A 17,789-nucleotide genomic window follows, 5' to 3' on the forward strand; every position below is an offset into this window, starting at 1 on the left:
GCTGTCCTCCGCCCAGACGGCGAGCCCCGCGCCGGGCAGCCACGACCCGTGGACGACCAGCACCGCTCCCCCCTTCGCCGACGACCCCCGAGAATAGACCGGATACGGTCGGGGGCCGGCGCACTGGGCCGACCGGCCCGGTCGGCGCGTTCCGGTGCGGCCGGGGTGGGTCAGACCACGCCGGTGGAGCCGTCGGTCAGCTCGCGCAGGATGTCGGCGTGGCGGCGTGTCGGGCGGTCTCCTCGATCATGTGCACCAGTATCCAGCGCAGGGAGACCTCGCCGAGCTGCGGCTGCGGCACCACGTGGTCGAGGTCGAAGCGCGCCGCGATCTCCCGGGACCGGGCGCAGGCCCGCTAGTAGCCGGCCACGAGTGACTCGACGGCGTCGGAGAGGCCGGCCAGCTTGCGCAGCACGGTGGCGCGGTGGAAGTCGAGGAATGATTCGAGCACGGCACGCTCGTCGCCGGTGCGGGCCAGCACCGGCCCGAGGGTGGGGTCGACCTTGATCTCCGCCATCCCCGGACCCTAGCCCTCCCGAGCCGGTCGCGCTGCCCGAGCCGGTCGCGCGGGCCCGCCCGCCGGGCCGGCTATCGCCTGCGGTGTGTCGGCCGCCGGGGCAGGATGGGCCCATGGCATCAACGGCAGAGATCCCGCTGGCGGGCGGCAACGCCGACGGGCAGACGGTCACGGTCGAGCTGGACAGCAACGGCCGGCCGCCGCTGACCCACCATCACCTCGGCGCGCACGGGCTGGCCGAGGCCGAGATCTACGAGCTGGAGTCGACCACCGGAGGGGATCAGGGGTGGCTCTACCGGTGGCGGGGGCCGGCCGTCTGACCGGGCGCGGGCCGTCGGTGACGACCGCGCGATACCGCCGACATGGCGGAGTCCTCGGCACGCGGACACCCTGATGCCGCCGACCTGGTGTCGATCATCGGCCCCAACGGCAACAGGCGGGACGGGTCAGGCCACGGCGAGACGGGTCAGGCCACGGCGAGACGGGTCAGGCCACGGCGAGACGGGTCAGGCCACGGTGGCGCGGGTCAGGGTTCGCGAGCGCAGGCTCGCCAGCACCCCGCCGGCGACCTGGGAGGTGCCCCGGGCCTGGTCGCAGACCTCGGCCACCCGGCGCGCGGTCTCCGCGGCGCGCGCGTCCCGCTCGTCCCACAGCCGGTCGACCTCGGCCAGCAACGGCCCCTCGACCTCGCGTTCGACGCCGCGCAGCGCGGGCACGCCGAGACGCTGGGCGAGGTCGAAGACCTTTCCGGCGTACGGCAGGGGCAGGAACGGGGTGCCGACCATCGCCGCGAAGATCAGGAAGTGCAGCCGCATGCCGACGGCGAGGTCGAAGTGTCTCATCAGCCCCAGCACCTGCCGGGGTGAATAGTCGCCGTGCAGGATGCGACCCCGGTCGGGGGCGGTCATGTGCGACATGACGCCGTGCGAGTGCCGGATGTCGTCGCGTTCCATGGGTACGAACAGCACGTACGCGTCGATCCGGTGGATCAGGAAGTCGGCGATCTGGGCGATCAGTCGGTGGTAGCCGTCGACATCGAGCCGTTCGGCGGCCCGGCCCGGCTCCCGTACGCTGAGCCCGACCAGCCGCCTGCCGGCCGGTACGCCCTCCTCGCGCAGAAGGTGCTCGGGGAACTCCTGCGGCTCCAGCAGGAACGCGGGGTCGGCGGTCACCGTGATCGGATTGATCAGCCCGGACTCCTCCAGCACCATCCGGGACTCCTGGTCCCGCACCGTGACCTCGACGGCGCCGGCCAGGGTTTCCCGCACCATGCCGGTGTCCACCCCGTCGTTGAGCGGACCCACCCCGACCGCGTACGTGAGCAGGGGCAGCCCCCGCTCCTGGGCGACCCGGACCACGCGCAGGTAGCGGCGGGCCTCCCGGTCGTAGAGGATGCCGCCGCCGCCGAGGATCAGCAGGTCCAGCTCGGCCAGCACCTCGGCCGAGTCGACGCGGCTCACCCCCTCCCACGGCACGGCCTCGACGTCCGGGTGGGCCTGGGCGGTGTGCGCCGGGTTGCGGGAGAAGACGATGATCCGCGCGTACGGCTCGTGCGAGCGCAGGTCGGCCAGGAGGCCGGTCAGGATCGCCTCGTCGCCGAGGTTGCGGCCGCCGTACGAGCCCAGCACGCCGATGGTCGGTCCGGTGCGGTCCCTCATGCGCCTCGCTCCTCCCCGCAGGATGCGTTCCGGATGGGTTTCCCGCTGGCCGCGGGGGCACACGTACCACCTTGGGCGGTGGGAGGCGCGGGGCGGTCAACTCGGCGGCAGCGGCTTGCTCATCTGCTGGGCGGTGACCCGGAAGCCGAGGCCGTCGTACAGCCGCTTCGCCACGGTGTTGCGCCCGAACACGTTGAGCCCGAGCTGGCCGACGCCGAGCCCGGCGAGTTCGGCCTCGGCGAGCTGGATCATCCGCCGCGCGTGCCCGCGCCCCCGGTGGGCGGAATGTACCTCGATGTTGTGGATCCAGGCCGTGCCCGGCCGGTCGGCGTCGGGCAGTGCGGTCCAGATCCAACCGACCTCCACGCCGTCGACCAGGGCCACCCGCAGCAGGGCGCCGGGGGTGGCCACGCCGTCGGGCAGCAGCCGCGCGATCTGGGACGCCGCCTCGGCCCGGGCCGCCTCCGGCGACAGGCCCCGGGCCTCGGCCAGATCTTCGCCGTACGACTGTTCCAGCCCGCCCCGCAGGCGGGCGAGCTGTTCGGCGGTCATCGGGGCCAGGGTGAGCGACACGGCGACTCCTCGGGACAGGCCGCCGTCAGGCGCGCGACGCCGGCTCCGCGGCACCAGGTCGCGGGGCGGCACCGCCGACGAGGCGGGACACCAGGGCGGAAACCACCGCGTCGACGTCGAAGCCGGCGTCGATCGAGGTGGTGAGCAGGTCGAGCAGCAACCCGTCCACCGCATAGGCCTACACATCTACCAAGTTTTCTCGGCGACACCAGCCGCCATCAACCCTCCGACGACACCGACCGCTTCGACGGCCGACCACCGATCCCATCACCCTTCCGCCGCCGCGGATGCCGCTCGAACCACGCCACGATCTCCGGCCGCCGCGTCTTCTCCCACCACGGAGCCTTACCCAGGTAACCGTCCGGCCGGGGGAACGGGTCGTCCTTCCACTTCCCCGGCTTCCGCCTCTCCCCCTGCCCCACCCACTCGTTCGACTGGAGCAGGTGCTGGGAGATCGTCTCCGGCTTCATCGACTCAACCCCCTGCACCTCCGCGCCAATCTCGGCGATGTCTGCCCGGGTGTAGAACGGCGTCGGCGGCATCTGGTCGGCTCCCGGGGAAAATCGGTAGGGATTTCCGGGGGAACCATATGTCAACGTGTCGGGCATCGGGGTGTCTCCTCGCGAGTGATGTCGGTGGTGTCACGTACCAGCTGTGTTACGGCCGGGTCGGGTTCCTGCTGCTCAGTCCGGCTCTCGGCCGCGATGCTCGGCCAGGGGCGGCGACCTCCGACGGAACAGGGTGACGACGCCTTGCGCGATGAACACCGCGGCGAGCGCGAGGATCAGCGCGGCGCCGGGGTTGCCCCAGGCGCGGGCGGCGGTGAGGCCGAGGAGGGTGGCCACCCCGCGACCAGTGCGGCGGCGAGGGCGACCAGCAGGCGGCGGGCGGTCACGGGGTGGCCTGCCTGACGAAGAAGTTCTTCGTGGCGCGCCACTGCAACCAGACGTCGTGGTCTGGGTGCCGCCGGGCATGACGTCGCCCTCGCGCACTCAGGTCGCTCACGGCGGGAAGCGTGATGTCCCCGCAGGTGTCGCAGACGAGCTTGTGGTCGATCTCGTCAACGGCCGCGATGATGCGAGGCACCGGTCTGCGGGCGTTGTCGACGTAGACGGCCACGTCAGCCCTCCCGCGTGCTGGTGGGACGGCCGGCGCGGACGTCGTCGAGGATTCGGTCGACGGCCGGCTGCTGCTCGGCGATCTCGGCCGGGTCCGGCTCGGCAAAGCAGGTCCAGCAGCGGGGGTCGTTTCCGGCGGGGATGGTGCGCGGGTAGGTGCTGCCGCAGGCGGGGCAGCGTCCGCCGGGGCCGGCGAGGCCGGCGTCGATGACGGCCCGGACCGCGGTGGCGGCCGTGTCGGTGGCCGACCTGTTCGCCATCGGGTTGCTGGCCTCGTAGCCCCAGCGGCAGATGAGTGCGTCGCGGGCGGCGGTGACCGCGCGCTGTTCCCAGTCGGCGCCCCGGATGGCGGGAGCGCCCAGCAGCCGCACCAGCGCGCCGGCCAGCGGCTCGTGCGGGTCCGTCACCGCGCCGGGCGGCCACGCGGCGTACCAGCCGTCGAGGAGCATCCCGATGGCCTCGGCGCGCCTCGGCGCGCTCGGCGTCGCTGGTGGCGCTGGTGGCGCTGGCGAGGCTGAGGGCGACGTTGGAGAGGAGCCCGTCGGTGTCGATGCTCCGCGCGCGGCCCTGGCACCGGGGGGCGCGGTGAGGTCGCGGATGGTGTCGTTCAGGACCATGGTCTCGTCGGTGCGGCGCTGGATCGTCCGTTGGTCGGCGGCCTGGCACGCGGCGGCGGTGGTGTGCGGGCCGTCCGTGTGGTTGCAGGCCGGGTTGGCGGCGAGCTGCCGGATGTGGTCGGCGACGGACCCGGGTCCGGTGGTGCCGGCCTGGGTGATCTCGTCGAGCACCTCGGCGTGCTCGCGGCGGGCCTGGTCGAGCTGGGCGCGGAGGCGAAGCACCTCCGCCGAGAGCGCCGACTTGGTCCGCCCGGTGGCCTGCTGGTCGGCCTGTTCCCGGTACAGCTCGGCCTCCAGCTCGTCTCGGGCGACGCGGGCCTCATCGCGCTCGCGGATCACCTCGTCGCGGTCGCGCATCATGGCCCGGTTGTCGGCCTCGGCGCGGCCGAGCTGGACGCGGAGGTCGTCGCGTTCGGCCTCAATGCGGTCGCGCTCCTCGGCGGTGGTGTTGCGCTGGCGGAGCAAGTCGGCGGCAGTGTGGGCGTAGCGGTCGCGGTCGGCGCGGGCGCGGTTGAGGTCGGCGGCGAGGTCGAGGGCGTGCAACAGCGGTGGTGGGGTCCTGGACGGCTTCGGTGATGCGGGCGCCGGTCATGCGGTCCTCCCGGGTGGGCACGGTGCGCAGCGGGATGCGGTCGGTATCCATGGCGGCGGTCTCCTCAGGCGGTGATGTCGTGGGCGGGGAGGTGGACGTCGTCGACGGGGCGACTCAGCGGCGGCTCGTCGCGGTGGGCGCGGACCGGGCGCGTGGTGCGGCGGGCCGGGCGGCGGCGCGGGGTGGCCTGCTCGTCGAGGGTCTGGCCCCAGCGGGTAGCGCAGGGCTCGCAGACCTTCATCCGGAGCCACCGGCCGGTCTGGTTGTCCTCGTCGGTGGGCGGCTGGGCGGCGAGCAGGTAGCGGTCGCCGGGCTGGATGCGGCCCTGGCAGGCCATGTCGGTGCCGCAGTCGTGGGCCTTACGGGCACGGCGGATCGTGCGGATCTCAGCCATGACGGCCGGCATCCTCGCTGGTGTGGGCGGCGGCGATCCGGCGGGCACGGGTGAGGCCGCCGCGGAGGGTGATGGTGAAGGCGCGGCACGGCACTCCAGTCCGGTTATTCGATAGAGGTTACATCTATCAAGATACGTGAGGCCGAGTTGCACCGTCGCTGACATCTACCAAGTTTCACCCCAAATGCAGCACGGCCCCCGAGGTCATCTCGGGGGCCGCGCGAGTTCGAGCCGGTCAGGATTCGTCGATCTGCATGATCGTGACGACCGGCTCGCCGTCGTCGCCGGGGCCGACCACCATAGCGAGAACCACCTCCTGCGCCTCGACGTCGAGGCCGGCGACGGACACTGGTGCCCCGGCGGGTCCCGTCGAACAGGGGAACCGGCTGACGCAGACCGTGACATCGCGATTGTCAGCAGCACCTGGCCGCTGGGGTGACGCGATCCGGTGCGTACAACCATTCGAGTTCGCCCGTATCGGAGATAGCGGGCGATCTCGAACCGGTGGACCTAACGGTGCGTTATTTCAGCGAAGAGGCCCCTGCCGAAACCCCGCCGCCAGCAGTTACCGTTCCAGGTCAGGGGCGCTGCTGACCACGTAAACCGATAGCGGCGATTTGGCCATTCCGCTTGCCGCACCCGTCCGATAGGCGCACGCTGCAAGGTATGGGGATTTGCGAGGTATGTAGCAACGACTACCGGCTCTCATTCGAGGTCCATACGCCGGAGGACGAAGTGCACGTCTTCGACTCCTTCGAGTGCGCGATCCACCGGCTGGCCCGGACCTGCCAGCACTGCCATTGCCGGATCATAGGACACGGTATGGATGTGAACGGGCAATTCTTCTGCTCTGCGCATTGCGCCGGAGCCAACGGTGCCGAGTTGCGCGACGCCATGGGCTCGCACCCTGGCTGAGCGGAGCCCGCCCGGTCGCGCCGACCACCTTTGCCGACGCCGTCGACGAAGGCCGTCAGTGGTGGTGGCCCTGGCGGCCGAGGGTCCCCACCGGGGGTCGCGCCGGGGGGGTCCACTGCGGCACGGGCCGGCTGGCCGGGCCCCAGGCGGCGTTCCCGTCGGCGTCCGAGCGCCAGTACCAGCCAATTTCTCCGCCGACCGGCAACGTGGGAACCTGACGATTCCCGACGCCCGAGAGCTAACCCGCAGCGTCACCGCCGCGCTCCGCCGAGGCTGGCCCACCGAAGCCATCGCCGACGTCCTCGACCGACCGCTCACCGGACTCGACGACCCCGGCCGTGGCCTGATCGGTCGGGTGCGGAAACTAGGAGCCCCGCCAGCGCCACACGAGATGGTGCCGGCCAGCACACGCAGGCCGGCTCGGGCCGGCAGCACCACGTTCGAGCCGTACCGGAACGCGTCCGACGAGGACTACCTGAACTGGGTCAACGGCCCCCACCACCACGAGGAGCCCGCAGCAGAAGCAACCACACGAAGGCATCGCCGGCACCGACCGCAGCGGCGACCCCCTGCTGTCTCTCGCTCCCGGCGACATCGGCGTACGAGACGCGATCATCGCCCTCGCGTCCCACCTCCCGGCGACGGTCGGACGGAGGTGGCGTGGTGCCGGACCTCTATTGAGGAGAGGACCAGCAGGAGCGCCACGAACGGGCCGAGCCCCGGGTCGGGGGCGACACCCAGCGGCAGTCGGAGCAGATGTGGTGCATGACCGTGGCGGCCAACGCCATCGTCCCTTGGACCACCGAGTCACTACGGCCTCGCGGTAACCGCGCTGCGCCGCTCCGGCCGCCCGAGCGACGTCGACCTGCTGGCGCACATCTGGCCCGGCCAAGATGCCAACGTCAACTTCTTCAGCACCCGCTGGTTGGACATCGACGACGAATCGGCCGAACTCGACGAGAACAGCTACCGGCCGCTGCGGGTAGCCGCAGCGAAGGAGCCGATGAGGCACTGACCGGGCGGGCCGCAACGCCTGCGCTTCAACCGCAGCGAACACCGGAGCCGGAGCGTTGCAATGCCCGCGTGGTGCCATCGTGACGTGCTGATCGGCAGTCCGGGCATACGGCGCGACGATGTTGCCGTCGTAGCGCGCACAATGGGATCGACACACGAGCTGATCAGGGTGGAGGGCGCGGAGCGGTGGAAGGGCTTCAACTCGGTGATCACGTCTGCGCCCTCGTCGATGGTGTCGATGACGGGTTCGAGGTAATCGCGCAGACCGTGGCGGTCGGCTTCGCCGCCGGTGACCGGGTGATGGTGTTCACCGAGTCGGTGCCGCCGGCGCAGGTGCTGGCCCGGCTGGAATCCTGCGGCATTCTTCCCGGCCGGGAAGGCCGGGCGGGGCAGTTGGAGGTGCTGTCGGCGCGGGAGGCGTACCTGCCGGCGGGCCGCTTTGAGCCGGACCGTCTCATGGAATCGCTGCTGGATCACGTCGAGCGGGCAACGCTCGACGACTATCCGGGGCTGCGCCTGGTCGGTGACATGGCCTGGGCGCTGAGCGATCCGGCCGGTATCGAGCAGTTGGCCGCTTACGAGGCGCAAGTCAACCACCTGTACATGGACGGGCAGGCCCTGGGTGTCTGCGTCTACGACCGGCACGCCTTCGACGGTGCCCTGCTGCAGCAGGTCACGTGCGCGCACCCCGCGACCCGTGCGACAGCGGCGGCCCCTGGTTGGGCGCCGTTGCTGCGCATCCGCCGCACCAGCGACCCGTACGGGCTGCGGCTGACCGGCGAGGCGGACTACAGCAGCGGCCAAGCGGTGGCCGCGACCGTCGAGGCTCTGGTGGACCAGCATCCCGACCCGGCCACGCCCATCCACGTCGACCTGGCAGGCCTGCGGTTCGCCGACGCCGCGACCGCCGCGCTGCTCACCCGACTCGCGCTGCGCGCACCTTCCGGCGTGGACCTAATCGGATACCACGGCCCGGTGGCAAGAGTCCTAGACTGCCTGGGCATCACCGCACTGCCGGCGGTACACCTCAGCCGCGCCACTGGGACGGAGCTCGAGGCATGAGCACGACGACCGCGGAAGCGTTCATCCATCCGGCGCTGCTGTACCGCGACGACGACGAATACCTGGCCGGCACCGTGCCATACATCCGCGATGGCCTGGCCGCTGGCGAACCGGTCGCGGTGGCCGTGCCCGCCGACAACCTCGCCCTGATCCGGGACGCTCTCGGCGCGGACGCCGAGCGGGTCCTGCTGCGCGACATGATGGTGGCCGGCCGCAATCCGGGCCGGATCATCCCCACCATTCTGCTGGCCTTCGCCAACGCCCACCCGGGGCAGCGGGTACGGTTGATCGGCGAGCCGATCTGGGCGGGCCGCAGCGCCACCGAATACCCGGCATGCGCCCAGCACGAGGCGCTGATCAACGCCGCGTTCACCGGCCGGCCGGCCACGATCCTGTGCCCCTACAACACCCGGCTGCTGGACCCGGCGTGGATCGAGGACGCCTACAAAACCCACCCGGTCATGCTCGACGCCGACGGTGGCTTCGACAGCGTCCATTACGACGAACCCGTCGTGGTCGCCGCGACCTTCAACGTGCCGCTGCCCGACCCGCCACCGCATGCGGCCACCCTCACCGTCGACGTGTTCGCCCTACCGGCCATACGGCGCATGGTCACCGAGCACGCTGAGCGGGCCGGTCTGCCACCGCAGCGGACAGCCGACCTGGTCCTGGCCGTGAACGAGCTGACCACCAACACCGTGCGGCACGGCGGCGGGACGGGGAAACTCGCAATCTGGACCGACGATGACCAATTGGTCTGTCAGCTGACGGACAACGGATGCCTCAGCGATCCCCTCGCCGGACGTATCCCGGTGCCGCCCGACGCACTCGGCGGCGGCCGAGGCCTGCTGCTGGTCAACCAGCTGTGCGATCTTGTCAGGGTCCACACCACCTTGGCAGGCACCACCATCCGCGCCTACCTGCATCGCTGAACCGACCGATGGGTTCGGACCGAGGTCTCCCTAGTGCGGGCCCGAACACCAACGGATACGGCTCACCCTCACTGATTTCGGCAGTCCGCGCCCTGGCGGTATTCGCGGCTGCCGGCGGACCACCCCCGGTAGAAGATGGCGAAAGAGCCCTTGCCAACCACCGCGGCAGGGCCCTTCGTCACGGCCGGGCACCGGATCGGCTGCCCCGCGTCAGATCTTGCGGTCGGGATGTTCCGTGATCGCCGTCCGGCTAAATCCCTCCCGGGCGGGATTCAGCGGTTGAGGTAGGCGGCCAACCCGCCGAGTTCCTCACTGGCGATGAACACCGACCGCACGTTGATGATGGCTTCCTCGACGTGGTCGGTGCAGCCCCACGCGGAGTCACCCCACGAGTCGGCGATCTTCAGCTCGGCCGGTGCGGTACATCCGCCGGCCCCGCCGAGCTGGCACTGCTCGGGATGCTGCCTGGTGGCGTGCACGGCGGCGGCGGCATGCATCCGGGCGGCGAGTTCCGCGGCGGCAGCGGCGCGCCGCTCGGCGTCGTCGCGCAACTCGCGTTCGGCGCGTACCGCAGTGAGGGTGGCCAGGCGCAGCTCCAGGTGCTGCGCAACCTGATCGGCGAGATGGGCGAGCACGGCGGTCTGCGACTCGGTCAACTCCCGGGGAGCGGCGTCGATCGCGGTCACCGTACCGAGGTGGTGCCCATCGGTGGTGACGATCGGAGCAGCGGCGTAGAACCGCAGCCCCAGCTCGCCACGGACAAGAGGGTGATCAAGGGTGCGCGGGTCGGTGACGGCGTCATTGACCACGTACGGGCCGTCGACGCAGAACGCCGACGCGCACAGTCCGGGTTCGGTACCGACCTGGGTGACACCGTCCAGACCTTTGGCGGCGGCGAACCAGACCCGATCGGCGTCGACGATGCTGACCGTGGCGATCGGGGTGCCGCACACCGCCGCAGCGGCCGCCGCGATGGTGTCGAACTGGCCGTCGGCGGGGGCGTCGAGGATCTCGTAGCGACGAACCGCGGCCAGGCGAGCCGGATCGGTGAGGGCAGCATTGCTGTCAGTGGTGATCGACACGGTGTGGTGCTCACTTTCCAAAAGGGAGTGCCGAGGTCAGCGGGGTGGCGTTGTTCGCGTGGCTGACGGACCCGTCGTGGCAGGTGGCGTTCGCCTGCAGCGAAGGCCAGCCGCGGCGAGGTCGGACTGTAGGCGATTGAGAGCCTGCGAGGTCTGCACCCCTGAACCCTATGCGCCGGTGCGGACCGGCACACGGTGCGCTGCGACACCGGTCAGCCGTCTCGGTTGGCGGGCGGCTGCGGGCCTGGCATGCCGAGGTCCACGGCACCGGCTGGCCGTACTCGTTCGTCGCCGCCTTGGAACCAGGCCGCACGTCGTGGACGCAGGTACTCGACGCGGTGCGGCTGGCCCGGCCGACGACGCCACCGCCGTCACCGCCGACCAGCTCCGGCAGCTGATCGACCGGCTGATCCACGCCGGGCACTGGCGCTGCGGCGACCCCGACATCCTCATCGTCTGTGACACCGGCTACGACACCGCCCGGCTGGCCTGGGTGCTGTCCGACCTGCCCGTGCTCCTCGTCGGCCGGATCCGCTCGGACCGTGTCCTGCGGTTGCCCAAGCCGGCCAGGCAGCCGGGCGCCATCGGCCGTCCCCGCGAACACGGCGCCGAGTTCGCCTGCGACGACCCGGCCACCTGGCCCACGCCGCAGCACACCACCCTTACCCCGACCAGCCGCTACGGCACCGCACGAGCCGACAGCCGGGACCAACTGCACCCCAGGCTGACCCGCCGCACCTGCTGGATCGACCACGACGGTGCCTGAAGTTCCACCCCGGGACCGGACACCGGGGTTTCATGCCGCGAGGGCGATGGGTTGACGGTAGCAGGCGCGGGCTTCGTGCGGGGTGCGGTGCTGGAGTGTCGAGTGTAGACGTTTGTGATTGTAGTGGTTGATGTAGGCGAATACGGCCTGGCGGGCCTCGGCGCGCATGGCCCACACCCGGGTGCCGATCTCGGCCTTCATGGTGGCGAGGAACGATTCCGCGACGGCATTGTCGTAGCACGATCCGACGCGGCCCATCGATGCCCGCATCCTCAGCCGCCTCAGCGTGGCCCGGAACTGGGTCGAGGTGTTGCGACGACCAGTTGAATTCGCCCTGCGAACCGCGGTCGGAGTGGAAGATCCCGGCAGGCTGGATCAGACGGCGGCGATGCGCCAGCTCGACGGCGTCGCTGACGAGGTCGGCGCGCATGTGATCGGCCATGGCGTGGCCGATCACTTCCCGGTTGAACAGGTCAATCGTCGTGGCCAGGTACAGCCACCCCTCCTGGGTGGGTAGGTGATGTCGCCGACGAGGCGCTGGCCCGGTGCGGCGGCGGTGAAGTCGCGCCCGATCAGGTCCGGCGCTGGCGCGGCGGCTGCATCCTGCTTGGTCAACGAGCGGCGGCGGCGACGGGTGATGCCGACGATGCCGCGCTCGCGCATGATCCGCTCGACCCGCTTACGGTTGATGCGCCAGCCTCGGCGGCGCAGCTCGTCGGTCACTCGGGGTGAGCCGTACGAGCCGCGGTGCTCGGCATGGATGGCGCGGATGACGCCGGCCAACTCGTCGTCGGCACCAGCACGCTGTTGCCGGGCTGGTTGGGCCGCCATCCACTCGTAGTAGCCCTGCCGACGCTTCACCGCCAGGACGCGGCACAGCCGCGCGACACCGTACCCGGTGCGGTGTTCAGAGATGAACCGGTAGCGGTGGATCATCGACCCATCTCTTTCGCACAGTAGGCGGCTGCCTTGCGCAGGATCTCCTTCTCCAGCTCCAGTTCAGCGACCTTGCTGCGCAGTCGGCGCAGTTCATCGCGCTCGCTGGCGCTCAGGTCACTACCGCTGTCACGGCCGGTGGTGTTCCGCTCGGCGCGCTTGGCGGCGTTAACCCAGCCGCGCAGGGTTGTTGACGGCCAACTCGAATTCCCCACGGACGGCCAACGGGTTCCCCATCCGTGGATCACTGTCGGTAACATGAGTTCGGCGTGCAAAAGGCTCGCCGGGGAGGACCGAGTCGGATGAGCGACGCGCTTGCCGTCGATCACGAGGGGAACGCGTTGCTCGCGTTCCACCGGGCCGGCGAAGACGCCTGCGTCGACGACGCGCCGCTCTCGGCTTCTCTGGTTGCCTGGTGGCACGATGAGCGGCTGTTGCTGGTCTTCGATCGATTCCGGCAACAGTGGGAGCTGCCGGGCGGCAGGATCGACCTCGAGGAGACGCCACGACAGGCGGCCGTCCGTGAGCTGCGCGAAGAGACCGGCTATGAGCTGCAACAACTGACCTTCGCCGGCTACGCCCGGTTCGCCCTCGGTGTGGAACAGCGCACGGAGTACTCAGCGATCTTCACCGGGTGTGCGATGCCGCACGGAAACCGCTTCGTCCCGAATGAGGAGATCGACGCGGTGTGCTGGTGGGATGGCGTACAACCGCTTCCCGGCAGGCTACAGATGCTCGACGTGCTGCTCGGACAGCTTGCGAAACGGATCGTCAACTAGGCCATGAGACAGTGCCCTTGCGGGCGGGTCCCCGGCGGGTTCGGCAATCGGAGCCGCAGCTCGGACGCTGACGCCGCGTGAGGGTAGGTGGCCGCCAGTGGGGAATTGAGCTGTCCATAGTGGGTAGATCAAGTGACCACCAATGGGGAATTCCGGGTGACCACTCACAAACCCGGCCCCGACGTTGCCGCCCGCTCGCACGGACGGCAACCGGAGCGCCCGAACATGCAGGCGCGGCAGCACACGTCGAATCCGAACGTCCGTCCGAAAACTTGGTAGAAGTTATTGACGATGGGGCGGCATTCCCGCAGCTTGGCAGATGTCACCGCTATCAAGATTTGAGGGGTCGCATGACCGTCACCGCGATCACCGCCGACGCCCAGTACCAGCGGATGCGTGCCTACTACCTCGCCGAGCACGCAGTCACCTGCCCGAAGTGCAAGGTCGGCTTCGGCCGCTTGTGTCAGTCGACCGGCGGCGGCAACTACGCCGCCGTGCCCACGCACAAGGCCCGCCGGGACCGGATCGCCGGCTGGACCGACAAGCAGCGCCACCAGTACGGCGACCTGGTCCGGCAGTACCGACGCGAGCCGTGGGAGGCACCCGCCGACCAAGTCGCAGAAGCCGAGGCCGCCGCCAAGCCGATTCCCGTCAAGACCGCAAAGCAGCCCACCCCGAAGGGTGTGCGCCTCTCGGAGCCGCAGGCCGAGGCGGTCGAGCGGGCCGCCGCGAACAACGGACGCACGAGCGCGTCCACCGCCCACTTCCACGGTGACGCTGCCGAGCGGCAGACCATCCGTTCACTCCGCGACAAGGGAATCCTCGCGGGGGGCGAGCTGGTCGACGACGGCTATCGCCGCGAGTACACCCTGACCGGCTTCGGCTGAGAGGTGTACCGCCAGCACCGCTTGATCGTCCGCAACGACGCCGCCGACCGCTGGGCGGCCCCCAACGAACGGAGCTCCGCGTGATCGACTTCCCTCCGGCGGTCAGCCGCTACTTCATGCCCGACGGGAAGGCCACCGCCGAGCCGGTCACCATCGCTGAGGAGTTCACCCCCGGCAAGGGCTGGCTCCGGCCGAAGTGGCGCAAGAGCATCACCCAGACGTACGCGCGGAAGCTCCGCCACCAGGGCGTCACGGCCGTGCAGCTGGAGTACGGCGGCCGGCGCGCGGACTTCCAGATCACCGAGCTGACCCCCCACCGTACGGCGGTGACCCGGTGACGGGCGCCGGACAGCCGGCCAACGCCCAAAACTTCCCACGTCCGGCCCGAACCGACCCGGTGGTCGTGACACTGATCTGCGAGGCCAGCGAGCGCATCGAGACGGAAGAGATCGACCGGGGAGAGTGGAACGTTATGACGCCGACGGAGCGCGAAGCGTGTGCACGCGTCGGCGGCGGAGAACATGAACGACTCCGGCGGCTACGGGTGGAACATCGCCGACGAGTCGGACGCCGCGATGGTCGGCGAGCTGCCCGGCCCGGTCGACGTCGACGAGGTTCTCCGCCCCGTCGGGGAGTACGGCCACAGGCGGGCCGCGGCAGCGGCCCGCGGGGCGGTGGGCTACAAGGGCGCGCTCCGGGCCCTCACCGGCGAGGCGACCGACCTGCTCGCCCAGATCCGCGCGGCGGTGACTCAGTGACCAGGCTCCAGGGCAGACCGCATCCCGCCGTCTACTGCGCCCCACTCTCGGGTCACCCCGGCGCATACCGGGCCCGTCCCGCCGACGCGAGCCGTACGGCGACCAGGACGTGATTGCGTACCGCAACGGTGACGAGTGGCGGGCAGGGTGGGGCCTGCTGCCCGGTGTGCGGGACGTCGACGAGGCGGCGCAGGCCGCCGTCGCAGTCATGGCGCCCCGTGAAGCCAGCAGTGGGAGCACCCAGTGACCGCACTCCCCCCGGTGTGGCTGCTCGACATCGACGGCGTCATCAACGCGATCAGCCGCAAGCCCGACCCGAACGTGTGGCCCCGCGACGCGTGGGCGACCGGCACCGCGACCGCCGCCGGGCACGCTTGGCCGATCCTCGCCGCGCGGCCCGTCCTAGAATTGATCCGCGCCGTCCACGACGCCGGCCGCGCCGAGATCCGTTGGCACACCACCTGGCAGCACGACGCCGCGAACCTTGCCCACCTGCTCGGCCTGCCCGACTTCCCCGTCCAGCACTGCCCCGGGTTCACCGCCCACCAGCAGGACGTGGCCGGTGCCGTGCCGACCGCCCTCAACGGGGTGTGGTGGAAGCTACCCGCCGCCGAGCGGGTCGTCGGCGAAGAAGGCCGCGCGCTGCTGTGGACCGACGACGACGCCCGATGGCCCGAGCTGCGTGATAGCGCCGCGGCGGCGTTGGGCCGGTTGGTGCCGGCCCTCGTGCTCGCGCCCCAGACTCACCTCGGGTTGACCCGCAAGCACCTGCACCGCATCGACACGTTTCTCGACGACCCCAACCGGAAGGACCACCGTGACCGACCTGCCCCGCGCCATCATCGTCGACATCGACGGCACCCTCGCCCTGCGCGGTGACCGCTCCCCCTACGACTGGGTCCGCGTCGGAGAGGACCAGCCGAACCCGGCGGTGATCGAGCTGGTCCAGACGATCGCCGCCGCCGGCCGGCACCGCATCATCCTGCTGTCCGGCCGGGACGAGGTGTGCCGCCGGCAGACGGAGATGTGGCTCGACGCCCAACGCGTGCAGTTCGACGAGCTGCACATGCGGCCCCGGAAGGACAACCGGAAGGACTCCGTCGTCAAGGCGGAGCTGTACCGCACCCTCGTCGAGAGCCGCTACGCCGTGGCATTCGTCGTGGACGACCGGCGGCAGGTCGTCGAGATGTGGCGGGACGAGCTGGGCCTGACCTGCTTCCAGGTGGCCGAGGGCGACTTCTGATCACCGTTTCCTTCCCGTCCGATCAGCAGAGAGAGATCAGCATGAGGAAGAGCACCCGTCTCGTCGGACACGCCTTGCGGAACGAGGGCCGAATCTACGAGCACGGCATGTCCATTCGCGCCGGGGCGAGTCGCTGCGAGTGCGGCGACACGTCACCGAACCTGCCCGGCCCGGCGGCCCGCCGCCAGCGGGTTGGCGGCGGAGCGGCGTGTGGTCGAAGCCGCGGTTCGACCTCGACCACACGCCTCGGCTAGCGCTGGACCACCTCACCACGGATTCGTTGTCGCGGATCTTCACCTCGCACCACCCGGCCCTCCCCCACGATGACCGTGGGGGCAAACATGGAGGAAACTCGCGGGCAGGGCCGGCAGTGAGCCCGGCCCATCAGACCAGCGCGCCCACAGAACCGGCACTACGGCGCCCCGTGGCGCCGATGCTCGCCGCACCCGTTGACCATGTGCCTGAGGGCCCGGATCTAGTGCATGAACCGAAGTGGGACGGATGGCGCGGGATCGTCTTCCGGGAACCCGACGGCGTGTACGTTCAGTCGCGGGCAGGCCGGAACCTCACCACCTACTTTCCTGACATCACCCGTGCTATCCGACAAACCATCCCACCCGGTGCAATTCTCGACGGCGAACTCATCGTGTGGGAGCGAGGCCGACTGAACTTCGCGCAACTCCAACGACGCGTCACCGCCGGCCGGGGCCTCCTCCGCCTAGCCCACGAATGCCCCGCCCACTACGTTCTGTTCGACCTGCTCGCCGACGCCGGCGGGCACGTCATCCGCAACCTGCCGCTGTCGGAGCGACGGGCCCGCCTCCAACGGCTGCTCGCCGACGCGCCACCTCAACTCACCCTCACCCCGCAGACGGCGGACATGAGGCAGGTAGCCGACTGGCTGATCCACTGGACCGTCGCGACCGGCATCGAAGGGGTCGTCACCAAACGGCTCGGCTCCCGGTACGAGCCGGGACGTCGGGGCTGGTGGAAGTACCGCACGTACATCACCACCGAAGCGATCGCCGGCGGGGTCACCGGCAGCATCCGCAACCCGGGCGCAGTGCTGCTGGGCCGCTTCGATCGGAGGGGACGCCTCCGGTACACCGGACGCACCCACCCGCTCACCACCGACCGGCGGCAGGAACTCGGCGGGATGCTGTCACCGCTGCGTCCGGCGGAGCGCCGCGGCGCTCCCGTGGCGCATCCGTGGCCGCAGCCGCTGCCGGCCTCCTGGTCGGGGCAGTTCGACCGGCCGCAGCCGCTGCCGTACGTGCAGGTGGACCCGACGGTGGTGGTGGAGGTGGAGGTTGACACGGCGTTTGAGCATCAGCGGTGGCGACACCAGGTGCGGTACGCCCGACCGAGACCCGACTTGTCGGTGTATGACGTGCCGCTGCTGCTGGGTGGGGAGGAGGGCTACTTCGGCGAGCGGTGAACAAGCCTTTGCCGTGATCGGGGCGTGTGCGGGATCCGGCTACGGGTCACGCCATCAGTCTGCGTCAAGCGGGTGAGCCGGCTGCGGCACCTCCAAGAACTCCACCCACGACTGGTCCGTCCCCGGCTAGCGCTGGACCACCTCAACGATGAACGTCGTCACCGCGGTGAAGACCGCGGCGATCGACAGCAGGAGCGCCTGCGTCTCCCTCAACCAGGCGACGGCCCGGCGCCGCTGCGGGGGACGACGACCTCGACGGTTCCTCCGCTTTTTTGGTGCGGTCATTGACAACCTCCCGATGCCGTAACGACCTGACAAGTGAGTTGCCATACGTGGCCAGTCGACGACACCCGGTGAATACGGTTCGGCAATTAGGCCCTCAAATGCGGCATTCCGGTTTGTCGAAGCTGGGCCCACCGCAACCCACCCCTATCGGTGTACCCCTTAATCACCGCACGAGGCGCAAGGGTGGGAGGCCTCGGAGGTCGGGCCGCCAGCCCCCCTCCCC

At 70.5% G+C, this 17,789-nt stretch carries 25 protein-coding genes and 2 pseudogenes; 12 read left to right on the plus strand and 15 right to left on the minus strand.

Annotation, left to right across the window (positions count from 1 at the left end):
* Positions 1-170 precede the first annotated feature (170 nt).
* Positions 171-517 (minus strand): annotated as a pseudogene (locus tag E1258_RS17535) (DUF664 domain-containing protein).
* A 113-nt stretch (positions 518-630) separates the two neighbouring features.
* Here E1258_RS17535 and E1258_RS17540 point away from each other — a divergent pair.
* Positions 631-837 (plus strand): hypothetical protein, encoded by a 207-nt coding sequence (locus E1258_RS17540; RefSeq protein WP_036372697.1) that lies wholly within the window; start codon positions 631-633, stop codon positions 835-837.
* A 186-nt stretch (positions 838-1,023) separates the two neighbouring features.
* Here the strand turns inward: E1258_RS17540 and E1258_RS17545 are convergent, their stop codons facing one another.
* From E1258_RS17545 to E1258_RS17575, 8 genes are all read right to left on the minus strand, one after another.
* Positions 1,024-2,175 carry a polysaccharide pyruvyl transferase family protein gene (locus tag E1258_RS17545; protein ID WP_132402275.1) on the minus strand — a complete coding sequence of 384 codons (1,152 nt, stop codon included), beginning with the start codon at positions 2,173-2,175 and terminating at the stop codon, positions 1,024-1,026.
* Positions 2,176-2,271: 96 nt separating this feature from the next.
* On the minus strand, positions 2,272-2,748 hold the full coding sequence (locus tag E1258_RS17550; protein WP_132402278.1) for an N-acetyltransferase: 477 nt from the start codon (positions 2,746-2,748) through the stop codon (positions 2,272-2,274).
* 25 nt (positions 2,749-2,773) lie between these two features.
* Positions 2,774-2,917 carry a hypothetical protein gene (locus tag E1258_RS17555; RefSeq protein ID WP_243715517.1) on the minus strand — a complete coding sequence of 48 codons (144 nt, stop codon included), beginning with the start codon at positions 2,915-2,917 and terminating at the stop codon, positions 2,774-2,776.
* Positions 2,918-2,966: 49 nt separating this feature from the next.
* Positions 2,967-3,356 (minus strand): hypothetical protein, encoded by a 390-nt coding sequence (locus tag E1258_RS17560; RefSeq protein ID WP_132402281.1) that lies wholly within the window; start codon positions 3,354-3,356, stop codon positions 2,967-2,969.
* A gap of 75 nt (positions 3,357-3,431) precedes the next feature.
* Positions 3,432-3,593 carry a hypothetical protein gene (locus E1258_RS33395; protein WP_165949808.1) on the minus strand — a complete coding sequence of 54 codons (162 nt, stop codon included), beginning with the start codon at positions 3,591-3,593 and terminating at the stop codon, positions 3,432-3,434.
* Positions 3,594-3,639: 46 nt separating this feature from the next.
* Positions 3,640-3,867: a hypothetical protein gene (locus E1258_RS17565; RefSeq protein ID WP_132402284.1), complete on the minus strand. Its 228-nt coding sequence runs from the start codon at positions 3,865-3,867 to the stop codon at positions 3,640-3,642.
* Between the two features lies 1 nt (position 3,868).
* Positions 3,869-5,026, minus strand: coding sequence for a hypothetical protein (locus E1258_RS17570; RefSeq protein ID WP_132402287.1), 1,158 nt, complete (start codon positions 5,024-5,026; stop codon positions 3,869-3,871).
* Between the two features lie 113 nt (positions 5,027-5,139).
* The gene (locus E1258_RS17575) at positions 5,140-5,469 is read right to left on the minus strand and encodes a hypothetical protein (protein WP_243715518.1); all 330 of its coding nucleotides are present in this window, start codon (positions 5,467-5,469) and stop codon (positions 5,140-5,142) included.
* 666 nt (positions 5,470-6,135) lie between these two features.
* Here E1258_RS17575 and E1258_RS34910 point away from each other — a divergent pair.
* The 3 genes from E1258_RS34910 to E1258_RS17595 all read left to right on the plus strand — a co-directional run bounded on the left by E1258_RS34910 (position 6,136) and on the right by E1258_RS17595 (position 9,392).
* Entirely contained in the window at positions 6,136-6,384 is a 249-nt protein-coding gene (locus E1258_RS34910) for a Prokaryotic metallothionein (RefSeq protein ID WP_132402290.1), read from the plus strand.
* A gap of 1,200 nt (positions 6,385-7,584) precedes the next feature.
* Complete coding sequence (locus E1258_RS17590; protein ID WP_132402293.1) at positions 7,585-8,460, plus strand: MEDS domain-containing protein; 876 nt, start codon at positions 7,585-7,587, stop codon at positions 8,458-8,460.
* Positions 8,457-9,392 (plus strand): sensor histidine kinase, encoded by a 936-nt coding sequence (locus tag E1258_RS17595; protein ID WP_132402296.1) that lies wholly within the window; start codon positions 8,457-8,459, stop codon positions 9,390-9,392. The genes E1258_RS17590 and E1258_RS17595 overlap by 4 nt, the downstream gene beginning before the upstream one ends.
* Positions 9,393-9,664: 272 nt before the next feature.
* On the opposite strand, the gene E1258_RS17600 is transcribed toward E1258_RS17595, so the two are convergent.
* Entirely contained in the window at positions 9,665-10,474 is an 810-nt protein-coding gene (locus tag E1258_RS17600; protein ID WP_243715519.1) for a GAF domain-containing protein, read from the minus strand.
* Positions 10,475-10,790: 316 nt separating this feature from the next.
* Here E1258_RS17600 and E1258_RS17605 point away from each other — a divergent pair, with 316 nt between their 5' ends.
* Entirely contained in the window at positions 10,791-11,240 is a 450-nt protein-coding gene (locus E1258_RS17605) for a transposase (RefSeq protein ID WP_243715520.1), read from the plus strand.
* 30 nt (positions 11,241-11,270) lie between these two features.
* On the opposite strand, the gene E1258_RS17610 is transcribed toward E1258_RS17605, so the two are convergent.
* The 4 genes and pseudogenes from E1258_RS17610 to E1258_RS17625 form a co-directional block, all read right to left on the minus strand.
* A complete protein-coding gene (locus tag E1258_RS17610) occupies positions 11,271-11,510 on the minus strand; it encodes an integrase core domain-containing protein (RefSeq protein ID WP_132402305.1) in 240 nt (79 codons plus the stop codon).
* A 124-nt stretch (positions 11,511-11,634) separates the two neighbouring features.
* A pseudogene (locus tag E1258_RS35915) lies at positions 11,635-11,697 on the minus strand (hypothetical protein); the annotation flags it as partial.
* On the minus strand, positions 11,694-12,176 hold the full coding sequence (locus E1258_RS17620; RefSeq protein ID WP_132402308.1) for an IS3 family transposase: 483 nt from the start codon (positions 12,174-12,176) through the stop codon (positions 11,694-11,696). The pseudogene E1258_RS35915 and the gene E1258_RS17620, both read right to left, overlap by 4 nt.
* Complete coding sequence (locus E1258_RS17625; protein WP_132402311.1) at positions 12,173-12,505, minus strand: hypothetical protein; 333 nt, start codon at positions 12,503-12,505, stop codon at positions 12,173-12,175. The genes E1258_RS17620 and E1258_RS17625 overlap by 4 nt, the downstream gene beginning before the upstream one ends.
* On the opposite strand from E1258_RS17625, the gene E1258_RS17630 reads away from it, so the two are divergent.
* The 7 genes from E1258_RS17630 (at position 12,479) to E1258_RS17660 (ending at position 17,281) form a co-directional block, all read left to right on the plus strand.
* Positions 12,479-12,955 (plus strand): NUDIX hydrolase, encoded by a 477-nt coding sequence (locus E1258_RS17630; RefSeq protein WP_132402314.1) that lies wholly within the window; start codon positions 12,479-12,481, stop codon positions 12,953-12,955. The two genes, E1258_RS17625 and E1258_RS17630, sit on opposite strands and share 27 nt — an antisense overlap.
* A 350-nt stretch (positions 12,956-13,305) precedes the next feature.
* Positions 13,306-13,842, plus strand: coding sequence for a hypothetical protein (locus E1258_RS17635; protein WP_132402317.1), 537 nt, complete (start codon positions 13,306-13,308; stop codon positions 13,840-13,842).
* An 80-nt stretch (positions 13,843-13,922) separates the two neighbouring features.
* Positions 13,923-14,180, plus strand: a complete 258-nt coding sequence (locus E1258_RS17640; RefSeq protein WP_132402320.1) for a hypothetical protein — start codon at positions 13,923-13,925, stop codon at positions 14,178-14,180.
* Between the two features lie 159 nt (positions 14,181-14,339).
* Positions 14,340-14,600 carry a hypothetical protein gene (locus E1258_RS17645; protein ID WP_132402323.1) on the plus strand — a complete coding sequence of 87 codons (261 nt, stop codon included), beginning with the start codon at positions 14,340-14,342 and terminating at the stop codon, positions 14,598-14,600.
* A gap of 243 nt (positions 14,601-14,843) precedes the next feature.
* Positions 14,844-15,479, plus strand: a complete 636-nt coding sequence (locus E1258_RS17650; protein ID WP_132402326.1) for a hypothetical protein — start codon at positions 14,844-14,846, stop codon at positions 15,477-15,479.
* Positions 15,418-15,843 (plus strand): polynucleotide kinase, encoded by a 426-nt coding sequence (locus E1258_RS17655; protein ID WP_132402329.1) that lies wholly within the window; start codon positions 15,418-15,420, stop codon positions 15,841-15,843. Before E1258_RS17650 ends, E1258_RS17655 begins: the two co-directional genes overlap by 62 nt.
* Positions 15,844-16,276: 433 nt before the next feature.
* The gene (locus E1258_RS17660; protein WP_132402331.1) at positions 16,277-17,281 is read left to right on the plus strand and encodes an ATP-dependent DNA ligase; all 1,005 of its coding nucleotides are present in this window, start codon (positions 16,277-16,279) and stop codon (positions 17,279-17,281) included.
* 126 nt (positions 17,282-17,407) lie between these two features.
* Here the strand turns inward: E1258_RS17660 and E1258_RS33400 are convergent, their stop codons facing one another.
* Positions 17,408-17,566: a hypothetical protein gene (locus tag E1258_RS33400; RefSeq protein WP_165949812.1), complete on the minus strand. Its 159-nt coding sequence runs from the start codon at positions 17,564-17,566 to the stop codon at positions 17,408-17,410.
* Positions 17,567-17,789 lie beyond the last annotated feature (223 nt).

The organism is Micromonospora sp. KC207, assembly GCF_004348615.1.
Classification (GTDB): Bacteria; Actinomycetota; Actinomycetes; order Mycobacteriales; family Micromonosporaceae; genus Micromonospora.